The 17970-nt window shown below is 72.6% G+C and carries 15 protein-coding genes and 1 pseudogene; 9 read left to right on the top strand and 7 right to left on the bottom strand.

Features of this window, described 5'->3' with window-relative positions; genetic code table 11:
* Positions 1-132 (bottom strand): annotated as a pseudogene (locus KBY47_RS36815) (3-ketoacyl-ACP reductase); the annotation flags it as partial.
* Positions 133-291: 159 nt separating this feature from the next.
* Here KBY47_RS36815 and KBY47_RS31565 point away from each other — a divergent pair.
* Positions 292-1194: a helix-turn-helix transcriptional regulator gene (locus KBY47_RS31565; protein WP_210927219.1), complete on the top strand. Its 903-nt coding sequence runs from the start codon at positions 292-294 to the stop codon at positions 1192-1194.
* 38 nt (positions 1195-1232) lie between these two features.
* Here the strand turns inward: KBY47_RS31565 and KBY47_RS31560 are convergent, their stop codons facing one another.
* A complete protein-coding gene (locus KBY47_RS31560) occupies positions 1233-2399 on the bottom strand; it encodes a DUF6745 domain-containing protein (RefSeq protein WP_210927217.1) in 1167 nt (388 codons plus the stop codon).
* Positions 2400-2841: 442 nt separating this feature from the next.
* On the opposite strand from KBY47_RS31560, the gene KBY47_RS37285 reads away from it, so the two are divergent.
* From KBY47_RS37285 to KBY47_RS31530, 6 genes are all read left to right on the top strand, one after another.
* Positions 2842-6762, top strand: a complete 3921-nt coding sequence (locus KBY47_RS37285; protein WP_210927215.1) for a metallophosphoesterase — start codon at positions 2842-2844, stop codon at positions 6760-6762.
* Positions 6763-6855: 93 nt separating this feature from the next.
* Positions 6856-7992 (top strand): HupE/UreJ family protein, encoded by a 1137-nt coding sequence (locus KBY47_RS31550; protein WP_210927213.1) that lies wholly within the window; start codon positions 6856-6858, stop codon positions 7990-7992.
* Positions 7993-8045: 53 nt separating this feature from the next.
* Positions 8046-8879 (top strand): PP2C family protein-serine/threonine phosphatase, encoded by an 834-nt coding sequence (locus tag KBY47_RS31545; RefSeq protein WP_210927211.1) that lies wholly within the window; start codon positions 8046-8048, stop codon positions 8877-8879.
* A gap of 119 nt (positions 8880-8998) precedes the next feature.
* Entirely contained in the window at positions 8999-10027 is a 1029-nt protein-coding gene (locus KBY47_RS31540) for an MASE1 domain-containing protein (RefSeq protein ID WP_210927209.1), read from the top strand.
* Positions 10024-10251 (top strand): DUF2945 domain-containing protein, encoded by a 228-nt coding sequence (locus KBY47_RS31535; RefSeq protein WP_210927207.1) that lies wholly within the window; start codon positions 10024-10026, stop codon positions 10249-10251. Before KBY47_RS31540 ends, KBY47_RS31535 begins: the two co-directional genes overlap by 4 nt.
* A 5-nt stretch (positions 10252-10256) precedes the next feature.
* Positions 10257-10598, top strand: a complete 342-nt coding sequence (locus KBY47_RS31530) for a DUF3140 domain-containing protein (RefSeq protein WP_210927205.1) — start codon at positions 10257-10259, stop codon at positions 10596-10598.
* Positions 10599-10604: 6 nt separating this feature from the next.
* Here the strand turns inward: KBY47_RS31530 and KBY47_RS31525 are convergent, their stop codons facing one another.
* The 4 genes from KBY47_RS31525 to KBY47_RS31510 all read right to left on the bottom strand — a co-directional run bounded on the left by KBY47_RS31525 (position 10605) and on the right by KBY47_RS31510 (position 15266).
* Entirely contained in the window at positions 10605-11819 is a 1215-nt protein-coding gene (locus KBY47_RS31525) for a cysteine desulfurase-like protein (RefSeq protein WP_210927203.1), read from the bottom strand.
* A 113-nt stretch (positions 11820-11932) separates the two neighbouring features.
* Positions 11933-12403 carry an ATP-binding protein gene (locus tag KBY47_RS31520; RefSeq protein ID WP_210927201.1) on the bottom strand — a complete coding sequence of 157 codons (471 nt, stop codon included), beginning with the start codon at positions 12401-12403 and terminating at the stop codon, positions 11933-11935.
* Between the two features lie 74 nt (positions 12404-12477).
* On the bottom strand, positions 12478-13677 hold the full coding sequence (locus tag KBY47_RS31515; RefSeq protein ID WP_210927229.1) for a PP2C family protein-serine/threonine phosphatase: 1200 nt from the start codon (positions 13675-13677) through the stop codon (positions 12478-12480).
* Between the two features lie 23 nt (positions 13678-13700).
* Positions 13701-15266: an ATP-binding protein gene (locus tag KBY47_RS31510; RefSeq protein ID WP_210927199.1), complete on the bottom strand. Its 1566-nt coding sequence runs from the start codon at positions 15264-15266 to the stop codon at positions 13701-13703.
* A gap of 157 nt (positions 15267-15423) precedes the next feature.
* Here KBY47_RS31510 and KBY47_RS31505 point away from each other — a divergent pair, with 157 nt between their 5' ends.
* Together KBY47_RS31505 and KBY47_RS31500 are read left to right on the top strand one after the other, a co-directional pair.
* Positions 15424-15762, top strand: coding sequence for a hypothetical protein (locus KBY47_RS31505; RefSeq protein ID WP_210927197.1), 339 nt, complete (start codon positions 15424-15426; stop codon positions 15760-15762).
* Positions 15763-15764: 2 nt separating this feature from the next.
* Complete coding sequence (locus tag KBY47_RS31500; protein ID WP_210927195.1) at positions 15765-16202, top strand: response regulator; 438 nt, start codon at positions 15765-15767, stop codon at positions 16200-16202.
* 396 nt (positions 16203-16598) lie between these two features.
* On the opposite strand, the gene KBY47_RS31495 is transcribed toward KBY47_RS31500, so the two are convergent.
* Positions 16599-17966: a diaminopimelate decarboxylase gene (locus KBY47_RS31495; protein WP_210927193.1), complete on the bottom strand. Its 1368-nt coding sequence runs from the start codon at positions 17964-17966 to the stop codon at positions 16599-16601.
* Between the last annotated feature and the right edge of the window lie 4 nt (positions 17967-17970).

Below are 17970 nucleotides of genomic sequence, written 5' to 3'. Positions count from 1 at the left end.
CACCCCCCCCACGACGGCGTACCCGTCGGCGGCCAGCCGGGCGACGGTCCGGCGGCCGATGCCGCGCGAGCCGCCGGTGACGATCGCGACGCGGAGCGAGGCGGAGGGTTCGGGGGAGGGGAGGGCGGGCACGTCTGACTCCTGTCGGTAGATGCGGTCAAGGCCGCGGTCTCGCCGTGGCCCTGCTGCGTCCTCGACGATCGGCCGGTCCCGGAGCCCTTGCCAGGGTTGCCTTTACCCGGGGGGCGCCGTCCCCTGGTTACGTCCGGGAGCGCAAGCGACCATGGAGGGGTGAACCTCCCAGAACTCGGCGCCTTCCTCAGGACACGCCGTGACCGCATCCGCCCCGCCGACGTCGGTCTCGCCCCGGGCCCGCGCCGACGCGTCCCCGGGCTGCGCCGTGAGGAAGTCGCCCAGCTGGCAGGGCTGTCAGCCGATTACTACACCGAGCTGGAGCGCGCCCGTGGAAAGCACGGCGTGCAGCCCTCGGCCCAGACCCTGGCCGCCCTCGCCCGAGCCCTGCGCCTGAACGGCGACGAGCGCGACCACCTGTTCCACCTGGCCGAACGGCCGGTCCCGCCGTCAGCACACGGACCGTCGGCACATGTGCAGCCCGCGCTCCTCGGGCTGCTGGACCGGCTGTCCAACACACCGGCGCGGGTCATCACCGACCTGCACGAAACCCTGGTGGAGAACGACCTGGCCCGGAACCTGCTCGGCAGGTCCCCGGCACACCGTGGCCCGGCGGCGAGCTTCGTGTACCGCTGGTTCACCGACCCGGGGGCGCGCGAGAGGTACCCGGCCGAGGACCACCCCCACCACTCCCGGGTGTTCGCGGCCGACCTCCACGCGGCCGCCGCCCGGCGCGGCGGGGACGCGGAGGTCACGAGGATGGTCGCCGTGCTGCGCCGCCGCAGCCAGGAGTTCGCAGCTCTCTGGGACACCTACGACGTCGCGGTGCGCCGCATGGACCACAAGAAGATCGTCCACCCCACGCTCGGCGTCATCGAACTCGACTGCCACAACCTGCTCAGCGAGGACGGGCGCCAACGCCTGCTCTGGTTCACGGCGCCGCCCGGGAGCCGGGGAGCCGAGCAGCTGGAGCTGCTGTCCGTCATAGGAACCCAGGACCTGGGCGTCTCCGACGGCACGGCACCGGAGAGGGCCCCCGGGCGTGATCTGACTCCTCCGTGAGCAACCAGAGAACCTCCGGCCGCCCGGTCCCCGGTGCGTCAGGTCATCGCGTCCGGAGCGTACGTGTCCGGCGGAAGGCCGAAGGTCCATCCGATGGCGTCGCGGGGCACCGTCTGGTCGGGCGGGACCCGCAGCGCGTACCGTCGGTACGACCCGTCCGGCTCGGCAGTCGAGTTCTCCACGAGGACGAGCACGATGTCCTCCTCCGGCTCGCTGCCGTCCGGGTAGTACCAGCGGCCGTCCCCGACCGGCGGACCGTAGTCCTGCCGCAGGGTGCTCGGATCGCGTGGGTCGGGGATACGCCACAGGGAGCCGTAGTCGTCCGTGGCGAACCGCCTCGCCCCGCAGTGCTCCAGCAGCCAGTCGTAGCCCATCCGGTCGGCGATGGCCCGGCGGACTTCGCCGTTGGCCTCGTTCAGCCAGTCCTGGCCGGTCAGCTCGCCGGTGATGACGTACGGCGGGACGCGCACGCCGTGCCAGGCGTGCACGGCGGTGCCGTCGGGGTACAGCAGGGCGGGACCGTCGCTGTGGTGCAGCCGGGACGTGTTTGCCTCCGGGCCCGGTTCCAGATGTACCTCCGTGGGCCGCTCCGACACGACGCACACGTCCTCGAAGGGCCACCACGAGCCGCACGAGCGGACGGTTTCCAGCCATGCGTCCAGCCGTCGCGTCGAGCGGGACGAGTAGCACTTGATGCCGAGTCGGCGCGGGACCTCGTACAACGCCGGGCGGTAGGCGGCGCGTATCGGTGCGGTGTGCAGGCCCAGGGGGTCGGTGGGGCTGGTGCGGGAGAGGGACCGGAGCATCGGCCGCGACAGCCCGGACAGCCACCCCGCCACGGACTGCTCCTCCCGGTGGGGCACCGGCACTCGGAGTTGGCGCTTCCCGGCCGTGGGCAGCCAGGCGCCGACGGGGCCCACGGGGGACCTGCCGGGCTCGCTGCCCGTGGCCGCGCGGATCAGCGCGTCGGCCTCCTTCGGCGAGGCGACCCACGCGAACCGTGGGGCGGAGCGGCCCGCGGTCCGGTACAGCTCGCTGATCGCCGCCTCAGAGGTGGTCCGGTCGGCGGGCCCGGTGGCCTGCTCGTGTGCCTGCCACTCCGTGCGGATCCGGTCGACCTCGGCCCACTGCTCAGGGGTCAGGTAACGGGTGTCCGAGAGGGACGGGCGGCGCTCGCGGAGGCGTTCCCGACGCAGACCGGCCATCAGCCGGCGATCTCCGGGTACCGGGCCCACCGAAGTGCGTCGCCCCGCCGGTTATGAACTGCCATACCCGGGCTCCCTGCGTCATGGTCAATAACCAGCAGGATCAGACCGGTTGAACAGACCTGTCAACGGCCGGGGCAACACCTCTGGCCGTTGCCGGATGCCCGGCCGCCGAGTCGGAGCCGAGTTCCGCGCCGGTCCCCGTACGTCCGCCACCGGCCCCCGTCCCCAGAAGTCACCCTGCCCGACAGGTGTTTGTGGGCTGAACGTTTCACGGCCCCTTCAGCTCCGTTCACCTGCACTGCCCAGGATCCGCCATGGGCATGCCGTGCACCGTCCGGTATCGCCCCTTCCTCTTGCGGCACATCAGAAGGGACGGCTGCCGATGCGGCCAGGACTGGGGCGAAGACGCCCGGGCGGCAGACCACGGGGACAGCGGTTCGTGGGCGCGGCGCTCACCGCGCTGCTCCTCGTCGGCGCGAGCGTCACCAGCGCGCACGCCGAGACCACCACCGGGGAGGGCGACCGGAGGACCAGAGGGGCGGCGGCCGACACCAGCCTGCCCCTCCTCACCCCCGAGCACGGCGCCTACCTCGAAGGCACCGAGGAGGTCGCCGCCACACCCGCCTCGGCCGGTGACTCCGTCACCGGGCTCGCCGTCGACGGCGAGGAGATCCCCGCCGAGCGGACGACCGGGGTCTCCCGGCTCCACTTCGACGTCGGCTCCAACTCGACGGAGGCCCGCTACGGCAACCACATCCTGGTCAACGGGGACTACCGCGTCGCCATCGGTGACCTGGTCAACGAGCGTGCCACCGTCGAGATCCCCAACGAGCGGCTGCGCGAGGGCGAGAACGCCATCGAGATCGTCTCGGGTGCCATCGACAGCTCCTGCGGCCTGAACCACGACGACTTCGTGCTGTCCGACATCACCCTGGAACTGCTGGGCGAGGTCGCCGACGGCGAGGAGAACGAGTACACCTACTCCTTCGGCGACGGCAGCTGCGGCACCAACACCACGCTGCTGAAGAAGGCGACGCTCACCTTCTTCACCCTGTCCGACCCCCAGGGCACCACCGGCCTGCGCGCCGACCTGGACACCACGGAGCTGACCAACGGCAAGCACGCCCTCACCGCCACCACCAGCTCCGGCCGGACCGTCACCAACTCGGTCACCGTCAACAACGCCCCGCCCGGCGCCCCCCGCCTGCTGCCCGTCGACGGCACCCTCGTCAAGGGCGAGCAGCCGGTCCTCGCGAGCCTGCCCGCGGGCAGCTCCGGCGGTGTGAAGTCGCTGACCGTCGACGGCGGGCCGCCGGTCACCGACGCCCACCTCGGCAACGGCGCGGCGACGTTCTCCTTCGACGTCGGCTCCAACTCCCTCGACGACCGCTACGACAACCACCTGCTCGTCAACGGCAAGCGGATCGACCTCGGCGGCACCTGGGTCAGCCAACGCGTCGACATCGCGGTCCCGGCGCGCTTCCTGAAGCCGGGTGACAACGTCGTCACCGTCGTCACCAGCCCCTACCAGGAGAGCTGCGGCCCCAACCGCGACGACTTCGACATCTCGAACATCGCCCTCGCCCTCGACGGCGCCACCGTCACCGGCCACGACATCGCCGACTCCTACGCCATGGGCGACGGAAGCTGCGGCAGCAGCACCATCCGGCTGCGCGAGGTGGACCTGCGCTTCACCGTCGACGCCCCCGCCGTGCACGTCTCCGAGACCCTCGGCTCGGGCAACGCCAGCCTCGGCTTCACCGTCGGCAGCAATTCCATCGAGGCCCGCTACGGCAACCACCTTCTGGTCAACGGGCACAAGCACGTCCTCGACAGCGACCTCGTCAGCGAGCGCGTCGAGGTGACCTTCCCCGACGAGTGGCTGGTCCCCGGCTGGAACACCATCGACTTCGTCGCCGGGACCTTCCCCACCTCCTGCGGTGACAACCGGGACGACTTCGCGATCTCCGACATCGCCCTCACCCCGGCGGAGGGCACCGCCGAGGGCCGGATGCTCAAGGGCTCCTACAGCCTCGGCGACGGCAACTGCGGCAGCAACGTCAACCCGCTCACCGAGATCGACCTGGAGTTCTACGTCGACGGCCCGGCCCGCGGACTGCGCGCCGACCTCGACACCGCCCGGCTCGACGACGGCGGGCACACCCTCGCCGCCACCTCCACGACCGGCAGCACCGCGACCCGGCTGCTGGTCACCGACAACTCGGCGCCCCGGATCGCCACCAGCACCCCCGCACCCGGGCAGAAGCTCACCGCGTCGGTCGTCCTCGACCTGCGCCTCGCTGACCCCTCCGGAGTGGTCGACGGCCCCCACGTCGAACTCGACGGCAAACCCGTCGACCTCGGTACCCCCGTGGGCCCCGGCCTGTCCGCCGGTCCGCACACCCTGACGGTCTCCGCCACCGACGGACTCGGCAACACCGGCACCCGCGAAGTCCGGTTCACCTCCGCCGGCATCCCCGACACCCCCGCCGACCTCACCCCCAAGTCCGGCACCCGGGACGCGGACCGCAAGGTCACCCTCTCGGCGAAGGTCGCCGAACCCGACGGCGGCACCGTCACCGCCACCTTCTCCGAGGCCGAGATCCTCACCCCGAACCAGATGTACCAGGGGACGGCCCCGGCCCTGCCGACCACCCTCAGGGTGCCCGGCGAGAAGAAGGTGAAGCCGCGCGGCCTCGCCCCCGCCGACGGCACCTCGCTCACCGCGCCCGCCGCCGAGGACGTCACCTACCAGCGCTACGACATCCAGGTGAAGGGCCACGTCGACACCCCCGTGCTGCGCTGGGAGGGCGTCGCCGACCCCGAGCGGCTGGTCGCGCTGCGGGCGTGGAACACCGCCACCGGGCAGTGGGACGTGCTCACCAGCGCCCGTGGCGCCGCCGAGGGTGCGACCGTGCTCGACTCCGTGGTCGACCGACTGTACGTCGACGGACAGCAGGTCCACGTCATGCTCACCGGCGAGGACCCGTTCGCCGACGACATCGACGCCGGCGACCCCAACAGCTTCGCCGACCCCGACTCGTACGACTTCTCCCTGGTGCACTTCACCGACACCCAGTACCTCTCCGAGGGCGCGGTGGAGCAGGAGACCGCCGAGGAGCGGGCCGTGTGGGAGCGGGCGTACGGCGACACCACCCGCTGGATCGCCGCCAACAAGGACGAGCGGAAGATCGCCTACGTCGCCCACACCGGCGACATCATCGAGAACAACATCCGCAGGCCCGCCGACGAGGCCGCGCGGCGCCAGGCCGTCGGCGAGATGGAAGTGTCCTCCCGGCAGCAGCGGATCCTCGACGACGCGGGCGTGCCCAACGGGGTCATCGCGGGCAACCACGACAACCAGTCCGGCACCGAGACCGGCCCGGACGCCCTCTACAACCAGTACTACGGACCCGACCGCTACCAGGCCCTCTCCCAGGGCTGGCAGCACGCCGAGTACGGCGGACCCTGGCGCCCGGGCGACAACCAGAACCACTACGACCTGTTCTCCGCGGGCGGCGCCGACTTCGTCGTCGTAGGACTCTCGTACGGTGTCACCCGCGAGGAGGCCGAATGGGCCGACTCGGTCTTCAAGCGGTTCTCCGACCGCAACGGCATCCTGCTCTCGCACGACTACCTCGCGCCGAGCGGCAGCCCCGACGGACGCGGCGCCCCGTTCTCCGCGCCCGACGGGTCGATGCTGTACAAGACGGTGGTCCAGGACAACCCGAACGTGTTCCTGATCCTCGCCGGTCATGAACACGGCGTCGGCACCAATGTGAAGCCCAGGGTCGGCGAGATCGAGCACGACGTCGTCGAACTCCTCGCGGACTACCAGTTCTACACGGTCTCCGCGGACCGGCTCGGCCTCACCGAGATCGGCGGCTACCAGCCCGAGGACCAGCTCCGCTTCGGCGCCGGCTTCTTCCGGATGCTCCAGTTCGACGTCGACCGGGCCGAGCTGACGGTGGACACCTACTCACCGTTCCTCGACGAGTTCGGCGCCACCGAGTACGACACCGACCACCGCTACGACGGCACCGAGGACAACATGGTCCTCCCCGTCGACCTCACCACCCGCCGGACCACCTTCAGCACCGACTCGCTGGCCCTGTACGACCCGGTCCGCGTCATCGGCCGGGACAAGGTGGCCTCCGGCGAGACGGCGAAGGTCACCTGGAGGGACCTGAAGCCGGACACCGCGCACGCCTGGTTCGTCACGGCCCGTTCCCCGGGCGGCGGCGTCACCGCCTCCCCGCCGAGCGTGTTCGTGACCAAGGACGCCCACGGGCGCCCCGGCACCTGGGCGCCGGACCACCCCGTCCGCCCCTGGTTCGGCACGGTCGCCGGCCCGCGCTGACCGGCCGTCCACCCGCCCGCCGACCCGGACCCGACCGGCCCGGGGCGGCGGGCGCCGCCCTTCCCCACCCCAAGCGAACGGGACCGACACCTGATGCCCACCCTCCGCGCGCGCCGTCCGCCCGCAGCCCTCCTCGCCCTGCTCGCCGCGCTGGCGGCCGTCCTGGCGCTGCCCGCCCCCGCCGCCGCGCACGACGCCACCTCGACCGCCTACGCCGAGGTGCGGGGCACCGGGCGGCAGCTGGAGGCGACCCTCGACCTGGAGTACGACCTGCTGATGAAGTCGGCCTGGCTCTACGCCGAGGCCTACGAGGCGAAGGACCGCGCCGAACAGCTGCGCCAGCTCGGGGCCAACGCCGAAGCGGTCACCGGGTACGTCACCGAACGGTTCGCGATCACCCGCGGCGGCGCCGACTGCATCCCCCGCCGGGTCGGCGACGCCGACGTCCGCGAGCGCGGCGGCCGGCCCTTCGCCGTCCTCACCCTGACCTACGACTGCCCCGGCTCCGGCGACGGCCCGTACCGCGTCTCCAGCGCGCTGTTCCCCGACGCCGAGACGTTCGTGCACAGCACCCGGACGATCGTCCACTACGACGTGGACGGGCGGCGCGGCTCCCAGGTCCTCACCTCCGCCCAGCCGACGCTGACGACCGGCGGCGCCCAGGAGTCCCGTCAGATCACGGAGTTCTTCCTGCTCGGCGCGGAACACCTGCTGTTCGGCCCGGACCACCTGCTGTTCCTGCTGGCGCTGCTGCTCGGCGCCCACGGCCTGCGCGACGTGGTCGGCACCGCGACCGCGTTCACCGCCGCGCACAGCGTGACCTTCCTGCTGGCCGCCACCGGCACGGTGCGGGTGCCCGCGGCGGTCGTCGAGCCGGTGATCGCCGCCTCCGTCGCCGTGGTGGCGCTCGCGGCGCTGCTGCCGCGCGACCGGCACGGCGGCGGGCGCCGGCGCCTCCCGGCCGTGTTCGGGTTCGGCCTGGTCCACGGGCTGGGCTTCGCCGGAGCGCTCGGCATCGACGAGGGCGGCTCCTGGGAGCTGCTGCTGTCCCTGCTGAGCTTCAACCTCGGCATCGAGGCCATGCAGCTGGTCCTGGTCGCCGTGGCCTTCCCGCCGCTGCGGCTGCTGCGCCGCACGCCCGCCCAGCGCTGGGCGCTGCCCGCGCTGACGGTGCCCGTCGTGCTCGTCGGTCTCTACTGGTGCTGGGACCGGACGGCCGTGGCCCTGTAAAGTACGAATCACCTATTTTCTCTCATAAGGGATGAAAACCGCCGGAGTGATGGATGTTCCGCAGGCGCCCTTCCCTCGACGGCGACGAACTGCTCGCCCGACTGGGCTCACTCACCTCCCTGGCGCGTGAGCGCGCGGAGTTCCAGCGCTCCCAGGTGGAACTGGCCATCGCCCTGCAACGCGGCATGCTCCCCGCCGACCTCCCCGCCGCCCCCGGCCTCCGGCTCGCCGCCCGGTACGTGCCCGCCTGCTACGGCCTCAACGTCGGCGGCGACTGGTACGACGCCTTCCGGCTCCCCGACGGCCGTATCGGCCTGTCCATAGGCGACGTACAGGGACACAACATCGAGGCGGCCGCCTTCATGGGCCAGGTGCGGGTCGGGCTGCGGGCCCTGGCCTCCGTCACCAGCGACCCGGGCGACCTGCTCGCCGTCACCAACGACCTGCTGATGAGCCTCGGCACGGACCTCTTCGCCACCTGCACCTTCATGCGGCTCGACCCGGCCACCGGACTGCTGGAGAGCGCCCGCGCGGGCCACATCCCCTGTGTGTGGGCCACCGCCGACGGCCGGGCGGGGATCACCGAGGACGAGGGGGGACCGCCGCTGGGCCTCCAGGAGGGCATGCGGTACCCCGTCTACCGCTACCGCGTCACCATCGGCGGTGTGTTCGTGCTGGTCACGGACGGCGTCGTGGAGGGACCCTCCCTCGACCTCGACGAAGGGCTCGACCAGACCGTCCGCCTCGCCGGGGTCGCCGCGGTCGCCGGACTGGGCGCCGAGGCGCTCGCCGGAGCGGTGATCAAGGGAGCCGAGCGGGTCGGCCACGAGGACGACGCGGCCGTCCTCGTCGTCCGCCACGACGGAGCCACCGACCACGGACGGTGACCGCCTCCGACCATGGACGGCGAGCGCTCCCGAGCACGGACGGTGAAGGAGGGCCCGCCCCACCCATTGGGCGGGACGGGGCGTCCCCCACCTCGCCGGGAAGCCGCCGACGGTGTCTGATGGCAGCTGTGGTGGCAACCCAGGATCTGCGCCAGGCCCTCGTGCCCGGCCTCCAGACACTGGCCGTCGCCGTGTGCTACTACGCGGCGGGACGGCTCGGCCTCATGCGGCAGCTCGCCGTCGAAGGCGCCGTCTTCACCCCCATCTGGCCCGCCACCGGGGTCGCCCTCGCGGCGCTGCTGATCCTAGGCGTCCACGTCTGGCCCGGCATCGCCCTCGGCGCCTTCCTCGTCATCCTCTCCATCACCGGCACGTCCGTCAGCCCCGCCGCCGTGCTCACCGTGGCGGGCAACACCCTCGCCGCCGTCCTCTCCTACCTGTGGCTGCGCGGTGCGGGCTTCCGGCCCGACCTCGCCCGGTTACGCGACGGCATCACCCTCGTGCTGCTGGGAGCCCTGCTCGGCACCCTCGTCAGCGCCACCGCCGGAACCAGCAACCTCGTCCTCACCGACCGGCTCGAACCGGACGCCTTCGCGACGGTCTGGCTCGCCTGGTGGGTCGGGGACGCCATGGGCGTACTGATCGTCACCCCGCTGGTGCTCGTCGCGGCCACGGCCCGCCCACGGCTGCGGCTGCGCCGCTGGCCCGAGGCGACGGCGCTGTGCGTCGCCACCGCGCTGATCGTGCCGCTCGCCACCCGCAGCTCGGTCAGCGTGCTGTTCCTCGTCTGCCCGCTGCTGATCTGGGCCGCTCTGCGCTTCCAGGTCGCGGGCAGCATGCTGTGCGCCCTGTTCACCTCCGTCTTGGCGACGATCGCCGCAACGGACGGGGTCGGCCCCTTCCGGGGGCTCAGCCACGCGGAGGTCATGGGCAAGCTCCAGGCGTTCAACGGCACCATGGCGCTCACCGCGCTGCTGCTGTCCGCCGTGATCACCGAGCAGCGGCACACCCGGCAGTCCGTTGAACTGGCCTGCGAGGAACTCGCCGAGGTCCTCGAACACCTCACCGCAGGCCAGCCCACCGCCGCCCGCTATCGGCCCCAGGACCGCGGCGGCCCCGCGAGCCCCCCACGAAAGGAACCGTCATGACCAGTCGGCGCAAGGAGAAGAAGGCCCTCCGCAAGGGCGAGAAGGTCGCCTGGAGCACCCACGGCACCGAGACCCGGGGCAGGGTCGAGAAGAAGATCACCGAACGGATGGAGGCCGCGGGCCGCACCGTCGACGCGTCCCCCGACGAGCCGCAGTACGAGGTCCGCAGCGACAAGTCAGGCAGGACCGCGGTCCACAAGCCCTCCGCCCTGCGGAAGAAGTGACCGCCATGACCGCCGACGACCACGACACCACCTGGGACGACTTCCGGGAGCTGGTCAACATGAAGCCGTCCGAACTGGAGAAGTGGCTGAAGACCGACGACTCGCGGGCCGCCGGGCAGCACCCGGACGGCGGCGAGTCCACCGGCCACGCCTCCGGCCGCCACATCCTGACCATCCTGCGCGCCAGGAAGAGCGACCTCACCGACGACGACTACGCCCATATGCGCAAGGTTGTCGGCTATGTCCGCCGCCATCTCGCCCAACGCCCGTCGGGCGACGTACGCGACTCCCGCTGGCGGCACTCACTGATGAACTGGGGCCACGACCCGCTCGCGGACGAGTCCTGAGGGCAGTCACCGGCCGCGCTGGCGGATCAGGTCACCCAGCGTCTCCAGCAGCAGGTCGACCTCCTCCGTGCTGGTGTAGGGCGCGGGGCCGATGCGCAGGCCGCCCTCGTCGCCCAGGCCGAGGTGGCGCGATGCCTCCAGCGCGTAGAAGGAGCCCGCCGGGACGTACACTCCCCGTTCCGCCAGCCGTCGGGACAGGTCGGCGGCGCTCTGCCCGGCCACCGTGACCAGCAGGGTCGAGGTGCGCCGCGCTGCCCGGGAGCGCACGGTCACCGAGGGCAGCGCCGCCAGCCCCGCCTCCAGACGGTCACGCAGCGACCGCTCGTGTCCGGCCAGGGCCGCGAAGGAGGCCTCCAGGCGCTCCCGGCGGCTGCCGGTCGCCGCGGGGTCGAGCGCGGCGAGGAAGTCGACCGCCGCCGCGGCGCCCGCCAGCAGTTCGTAGGGGAGGGTGCCCAGCTCGAACCGCTCCGGGACCCGGTCGCTCGACGGCAGCAGCTTCTGCGGCCGCAGCGTCTCCAGGAACTCCGGACGCGCCGCCAGCACCCCGAGGTGCGGACCGAGGAACTTGTAGGGCGAGCAGACCAGGGTGTCCGCGCCGAGCGCGGCGAGGTCGACCGCCGTGTGCGCCGCGTAGTGGACGGCGTCCAGGTGCAGCAGGGCGCCCGCGCCGTGCACCAGCTCGGCGATCTTGGGAATGTCCGGGCGGGTGCCGATGAGGTTGGACGCCGCGGTCACCGCGACCAGCCTGGTGCGCGGGGAGAGCACGGCCGCCAGCTGGTCGGCCGTCAGCTCACCGGAGTCGGGGTCGAAGTCGGCCATCCGGACGGTGGCACCCACCGCCTCGGCGGCCTGTGTCCAAGGCCGGATGTTGGCGTCGTGGTCGAGCCGGGTGACGACGACCTCGTCGCCCGCCGTCCAGGTCCGGGACAGCGTGCGCGCCAGGTCGTAGGTGAGCTGGGTGGCGCTGCGGCCGAAGACGACGCCGCGCGGGTCGCCCGCGACGAAGTCGGCCAGCGCGGCGCGCGCCGCGCCGACGACGGCCTCCGCGGCACGCTCGCCCGGGCTGTGCGGGCCCCGGTTCGCCAGCGGTCCGAGGAGCGTCGCGGCGATGGCGTCGACGACGGGCCGCGGTGTCTGGGTGCCGCCCGGCGCGTCGAAGCGGGCGGAGTCCGGGAGGAGACCCGGGATCGCGGCGCGGACCGCGTGGACGTCGTAGGCCATGGCGTGCTCCAGAGGATCGGCCGGACGGGGCGGGAGGCACGGCACGGCCGTGCGGTGGACGACGCTATCCGGTGCCCTGCGCGACCCCGGCACCGGCCTGCGGCAGGGTCTCGCTAGCTGAGCCCCAGCCGTGCCACGACGCGCTTGCCCCGGCCGGTCGGCACCACCGTCACCTCCCGGCTGCACGCCTCCACCAGCCGCAGCCCGTGGCCGCCGACCCGGGTGGGGCCGGGCGGCTGGACGCGCGGCGGCTGCGGGGAGGTGTCCCACACGCCGATCGTCAGCTCCGTGCCGTCCGGGGACAGCTCCAGGTCCATGCCGCAGTCCCCGGGGGCGTGCCGGAAGGCGTTGGCGAGGAGTTCGTCGGCGACGACCTGCGCGTCGATCTCGGCGAGCGCGCTCACCGCCGCCCCGTGGGCGGTGACCGCCTCGGCCAGGAACGTCCGGACCGCCCGGCGCGCGTCGGCGGCACGTCCCCCGCCCGCGTCCGGGCTCCAGGAGGCCCGGCGGCGCGGGGCGGTGGTCGCGTTCGGTTGCTGTCCGTCTGCCGTCCGCTGTCCGGGCGGGGTGACCGTAAACCGCACCTGTTCGAATCCCTGTGTCCTCGCTTGTTCCGTCCGTACGAGTCTCCGTTACCCGGGATTCGGCCGGATACCACTCATGAGGCCGGGTCCCGCCCGCCGGACAGGGCCTCCCAGTCCAGGCGCAGCACCGCGAGGTCGTCCGTGTGGCGCTCCGCGTTCATCGTACGGACCGCGTCGAGCACCGCGTTCAGGTGTGCGCCCGGATCGGGGTCGCGGGTCTTCTCCAGGATGCGCAGCAGACCGTCCACGCCCAGCCGCGCCTCCACGGGATCCTCCGTGGGGGCGCCGGTGGCGTCCGCCCGGTAACCCTCGATCAGACCGTCGGTGTACGCGATCAGGGCCCCGCTGCGGGGCAGGGACACGGTGGTCGCGGGCCACTGGCCGAGGCCCGGCACGATCCCGAGGGCGATGCCGTGCGCCGCGGGCAGGACCTGGGCGCCGTCGGCGGTGAGCAGCACCGGCTCGTGGTGCCCCACCAGGTGCAGCGTCATGGTGGCCGCGGCCGGATCCAGCGCGATCATGGTGCAGGTGGTGAACAGGTCGCTTCCGGTGCGCTCGGCGATGTGTATCCGCTCCAGCAGATGCAGCAGCTCGTGGCCGCGGTGCCCGCCGAGGGTCAGGGTCCGCCAGGCGATCCGCAGGCAGACGCCGAGCGCCGCCGCGTCCGCCCCGTGCCCGCTGACGTCACCGATGATGGCGTGCACGACCCCGTCCTCGGTCTGCACCACATCGAGGAAGTCACCGCCGAGCAGCGCCTGCGCCCGGCCGGGGAAGTACCTGCTGGTGACGGTGACGGACGGCGACGACAGGATCGGCTCGGGCAGCAGCCCCCGCTCCAGACGGGCGTTCTCCGCGGCGCGCAGCCGGCTCACCTGGAGGGCGGCACTGGCCCGCTCGGCCCGGGTGCGCTGCACGGCGTAGCGCACGGCGCGCTGGAGCAGTTCGGGCTCCACCTTGCCCTTGACGAGGTAGTCCTGGGCCCCGGCGGCGAGCGCGTCGACCCCGGCCCTGGCCTCCGCGAGGCCGGTCAGGACGATGATCGCGGGGTCGGTGGCGGTCTCCTGGACGGCGGTGACCGTGCTCAGGCCGGAGACGTCGGGCAGGTGCAGGTCGAGCAGTACGCAGTCGAAGCGCTCGGCGACCAGCGCGAGGCGCGCCTCGGCGACGGTGCGGCGGCGGGTCAGGGAGTGCCGCAGGTCGGTGTCCCGCAGCAGTTCCTCGACCAGCAGGGCGTCACCGTCGTCGTCCTCCACCAGCAGGATGCGGAAGGGCATCTCGTAGTCGATCGCCGGTTCGCTCACGACGGGTCCTCCGCTCTGACGTCCGCGGCCGGGAAGGTGAACGCGATCCGGGTCCCCGGGCTGTGGCCGGGATCGACGGCGATCGTGCCGCCGTGGAACTCGACGACCTTCTTGCACATGGCCAGACCGATGCCGGTGCCCGGGTAGGTGTCGCGGGTGTGCAGCCGCTGGAACAGCACGAACACCTTCTCCCGGAACTCCGGCGCGATGCCGATGCCGTTGTCGGTGACGGTGAACCTCCACTCGTCCCCGTCGCGTGCCACGCCCACCCGGACGCGCGGCGGCCGGTCGGGGTGGCGGAACTTCACGGAGTTCGACAGCAGGTTCTGGAAGAGGATGCCGAGTTGGGTGGGGTCGCCGAGGACCGTGGGCAGCGGATCGTGCTCGATCTCGGCCCCGCTCTCCTCGATGACCACGCTCAACGCGTCCACGGTGCGGCGCAGCACCTCCTCCAGGTCGACGGCGGTGTGGTCGTTGTGTACCCGGCCGACGCGGGAGAAGGCCAGCAGGTCGTTGATGAGGACCTGCATGCGGTTGGCGCCGTCGACGGCGAAGTCGATGTACTGGTCGGCGCGTTCGTCGAGCTGGCCGCCGTAGCGCCGCTGGAGGAGCTGGGTGAAGCTGGACACCTTGCGCAGCGGTTCCTGGAGGTCGTGGGAGGCGACGTAGGCGAACTGCTCCAGTTCGGTGTTGCTGCGCTTCAGTTCCTCGGCCTGTTCGTCCAGCAGCCGCCGGGACTCCTCGGCGTACTCCAGCTCCTCGACCAGGCGACGGCGCATCGCCTCCACGTCGGAGGCGAGTTGGCGCAGGTCCGCGGGGCCGGTGCCGTCGATGGGCTGACCGAAGCGTCCCGCGGCCACCTCGCGGGCGGCCAGCCGGAGCCGGGTGAGCGGGGTGCTGACGCCGCGTCGCAGGCCCTCGAAGACCAGCGCCGCGACCAGCAGGATCACCGCCCCGATCACCGCCAGGCTGACATTGCGCAGCCGGGTGCTCAGACGCAGGTCGGCGAGGGCCTCGGAGCGTTCGTCGGCGAGGTGTTCCTGTTGCCGCGTCATGGCCCGGCGCAGGGCGTCGAAGGTGTCCTTGCTCTCCTCGGCGCGGGCGGTGGCCACGGCGACCGCCTGGGCGGGAGGGGCCTCGGAGACGGGCTGGGCCAGGCGCTCCTGCCAGCGGGCGGCGAGGCCGGTCACCAGGGTGAGGTCGGCGCGTGCCCGGGCGTCGTCGCTCACCAGCTCCGTCAGACGGTCCGTCGCGGCCCGCTCGTCGCTCAGGCCCCGGGTGTACGGGGTGAGGAAGGAACGCTCACCGCTGAGCCCGTAACCCCGCACCCCGGTCTCCTGGTTGACCAGCGCCGACTCCAGCCGGATGGCCTGGTTGAGTGCGGGGGAGCGGTGGTTGACGAGGTCGTCCGTCACCTGCGTGGTGCGTGCGATGGCCCACGCCCCCAACGACCCCAGCACGGTCAGCACGGTCAGCGTGATGGCGACCCCGGTCTGGAGCCAACGCCGCGTCGTCCAGCGGGACGTTCGCGGCCGTGGGCCGCTCGGACGCTCCTTGGTCACGGTCTGTGCACTCCTCGGGCTTCGGTTGCCACCGTGGTCGGTGGTGACCGGCTCACCGTAATCGATCGCCGACAACGGCTGTTGTCAGGGATCACGGTGCCCCCTAGGGTGAGGTACATGCATGCCCCCGTATCTTCTTCAAGGGGTGGAACCGCGGATGACGACTGAAGGGGAGATGACCGACCGTGTGATCGCCGCGGTCGAGGAACTGACCCGTCGGCTCGTGCACGACCTCGTCCGCCCGCCGGGCGCCTCCGACGAGGCCCCGGACGAGCGCCGGCGCGCGCTGGCCAGGCTGGCGGTGCTCGTCCAGGTGGAACAGGCCGTACACGACCTGGAGCAGGGCGCCGCCCATGCCGCCGCGGTCGCGGGCGCCGGATATCCCGAGATCGGCCGGGCGGCACGCATGACGCGTCAGGGCGCTCGCCGCCGCTGGCCCGGCCTGACCCGTGCCGTATCCCGGCACCCCTCCCCAGCCCCCCTCCGGAGTACATGACCATGACCGTGCCGCCCGCCACCGCCCGCCCCTACGACGTCCTGCTGGTCGAGGACGACATCGCCGACGCCATGCTGATCCAGGACGCCCTCACCGGCCGGGGCGCACGCAACCTGGCCCAGGTCACCGACGGCGTCGAGGCGCTGGAGTACCTGCGGGAACCCGCCAACCCCCGGCCCGACCTGATCGTGCTCGACCTGAACATGCCGCGGATGAACGGACGCGAGTTCCTGGCCGTCGTCAAGGAGGACGCCGACCTGCGCACCATCCCCGTGGTGGTGCTGACGACGTCCGCCGCGCCCGACGACGTCTCCGGCGCCTACCGGCACCACGCCAACGCGTACGTCACCAAGCCGGTCAACCTGGAGGAGTTCGAGGCGGCGGTCCGCAGCATCGACACCTTCTACCTCGACATCGCGGTGAAGCCGCCGCGGCCCTGACACACCGGGCCGGTTCCCGCAACGGGAACTGGCCCGTCCGTGCGGCGATGTCCCCCGAACGGCCCGCCCGACGCGAAGCCCGGCCGTCCGTGGGGTCCCCTGGCAGTGACTGACCGAATCGGCAGACAGGGGAGTGCCGTGTACGAAATGCGCGTAGGTCCCGGAACCGCGGACGGTGAACTGGTATGGCACCTGGTGCCACCCCACGACGCCAGAACCCTGTGCGGTGCACAGATCAGCGGCGCCCCGGGAGCCGCAGCCGACTCGACCGACCGCCACTGTGCCCCGTGCATGGTCCGGTTCCAACAGGCCATGGAGGCCGAAACCGTCAACTGACCACCCCCTGGCGCCCCCGCCCCCGACGGCGCGGGGCGCCTTGCCCTGCCCGCGTACGGCTCACGGGTGGTTCTGGTTCGTCAGGGTGAGGAGGCCGTCGGCGTGGTGGAGGCCGCTTTCTCTGGCTATCTCGTCGAGGGTCTGGGTTTGGCGTACCGGGGCGAAGCTGGGGGTGCCGGTGGGGGTGGTGGTGAAGCCGTGGACGGCTGGGCGGGGGAGGCTGTTGTAGGACCAGGGGGTGGAGAAGTAGTAGGCGCCCGTGTCGTGCAGGACGACGTAGTCGCCCTCCGTCAGGAGCGGGAGTTCCCGCGCCTCCGCGACCATGTCACCGGCGAAGCAGCAGGGCCCGGCGATGTCCTGGGCCACGGCCGGGCCGCTCCTCGGCAGGCCCCCGGCGTCGAAGGCGTCCACCCGCAGCGGCCACGCGCCCGGCATCAGCACGGTCCGGGTCGCCGTCTGGGCGCCCGCGTGGGTCACGGCGATCCGGCGCCCACCGGCCCGCTTGGCGTACTCCACGCGGGCCGCGATGAACCCGTTCTTGGCGAGCAGTGACCGGCCGAACTCGGTGACCAGGCCGTACCGCCCGTCGAAGAGCCCCGGCACGGCGGCGGTGAGCGCACGGGTGTAGTCCTCGAACGTCGGACGCACCTCGTCGTCGGCGAAGTTGACCGGCAGCCCGCCGCCGATGTCCAAACTGGTGATCTGGCGCCACCCCACGGCCTCGTTGATCTCCTCCGCGAGCCGGTACGTCTCCGCCACGCCCTCCGCGATCAGCTCCAGCGGGCAGCCCTGGGAGCCGACATGGGCGTGCAGCCGGGTCAGCCACGGGCGCCGCGCGAACGCCGCCACCACGCTCTCCCGCCCGCCCTCGTCCCGCAGCGCCACCCCGAACTTGGACGTGGCGGTCGCGGTGCTCATCGCGCCGATGGCGCCCCCGCCGACCTGCGGATTGACCCGCAGCCCGAGCACGGAGGCACAGCCGTCGGGGCGCAGCGCGTCGATCCGCTCCAGTTCGTCGAGGTTGTCGGCGTTCAGCGCGACGCCCAGCGCGAGCGCCTCGGCGATCTCCTGCCGGGTCTTGGCGGGGGAGTCGAGGACGATCCGCGAGGGCGCGAACCCGGCCTCGCGGGCCAGCCGCAGCTCACCCGGGCTGGCCACCTCGCACCCCATGCCCGCCGCGGCGAGCAGCCGCAGCACCGGCACCAGCGAGGCCGCCTTGGCGGCGAAGGTGTGCAGTACGTCGGGCACGGCACCGAACGCCGAGTGCAGGTCCGCCACCGAGGCACGGATCCCGTCGGTGTCCAGGAATCCGGCGACCGGCTCGTGCGGGCCCAGCAGGCCCAGTTCCAGCGCCCGCGGCAGCACGGTCCTGACGCGTTCCGACGCGACGGGAGCGGGGGACGGGGTCGAGAAGGGTGTCAGGGTCACGGGT

It is taken from the genome of Streptomyces sp. B93, from assembly GCF_018070565.1.
Lineage (GTDB): Bacteria > Actinomycetota > Actinomycetes > Streptomycetales > Streptomycetaceae > Streptomyces.
The sequence above is the reverse complement of the archived record's forward strand: the minus strand, read 5'-3'. Positions and strand labels throughout refer to the sequence as shown.

Excerpts from the sequence above, each read along its gene's own strand:
- KBY47_RS31530 (WP_210927205.1), top strand. The coding sequence starts at position 10,257 with ATGACCGCCGACGACCACGACACCACCTGGGACGACTTCCGGGAGCTG.
- KBY47_RS31545 (WP_210927211.1), top strand. The coding sequence starts at position 8,046 with ATGTTCCGCAGGCGCCCTTCCCTCGACGGCGACGAACTGCTCGCCCGA.
- KBY47_RS31540 (WP_210927209.1), top strand. The coding sequence starts at position 8,999 with ATGGCAGCTGTGGTGGCAACCCAGGATCTGCGCCAGGCCCTCGTGCCC.
- KBY47_RS31535 (WP_210927207.1), top strand. The coding sequence starts at position 10,024 with ATGACCAGTCGGCGCAAGGAGAAGAAGGCCCTCCGCAAGGGCGAGAAG.
- KBY47_RS31515 (WP_210927229.1), bottom strand. The coding sequence starts at position 13,677 with ATGCCCTTCCGCATCCTGCTGGTGGAGGACGACGACGGTGACGCCCTG.
- KBY47_RS31505 (WP_210927197.1), top strand. The coding sequence starts at position 15,424 with ATGACGACTGAAGGGGAGATGACCGACCGTGTGATCGCCGCGGTCGAG.
- KBY47_RS31560 (WP_210927217.1), bottom strand. The coding sequence starts at position 2,399 with ATGGCCGGTCTGCGTCGGGAACGCCTCCGCGAGCGCCGCCCGTCCCTC.
- KBY47_RS31500 (WP_210927195.1), top strand. The coding sequence starts at position 15,765 with ATGACCGTGCCGCCCGCCACCGCCCGCCCCTACGACGTCCTGCTGGTC.
- KBY47_RS31550 (WP_210927213.1), top strand. The coding sequence starts at position 6,856 with ATGCCCACCCTCCGCGCGCGCCGTCCGCCCGCAGCCCTCCTCGCCCTG.
- KBY47_RS31525 (WP_210927203.1), bottom strand. The coding sequence starts at position 11,819 with ATGGCCTACGACGTCCACGCGGTCCGCGCCGCGATCCCGGGTCTCCTC.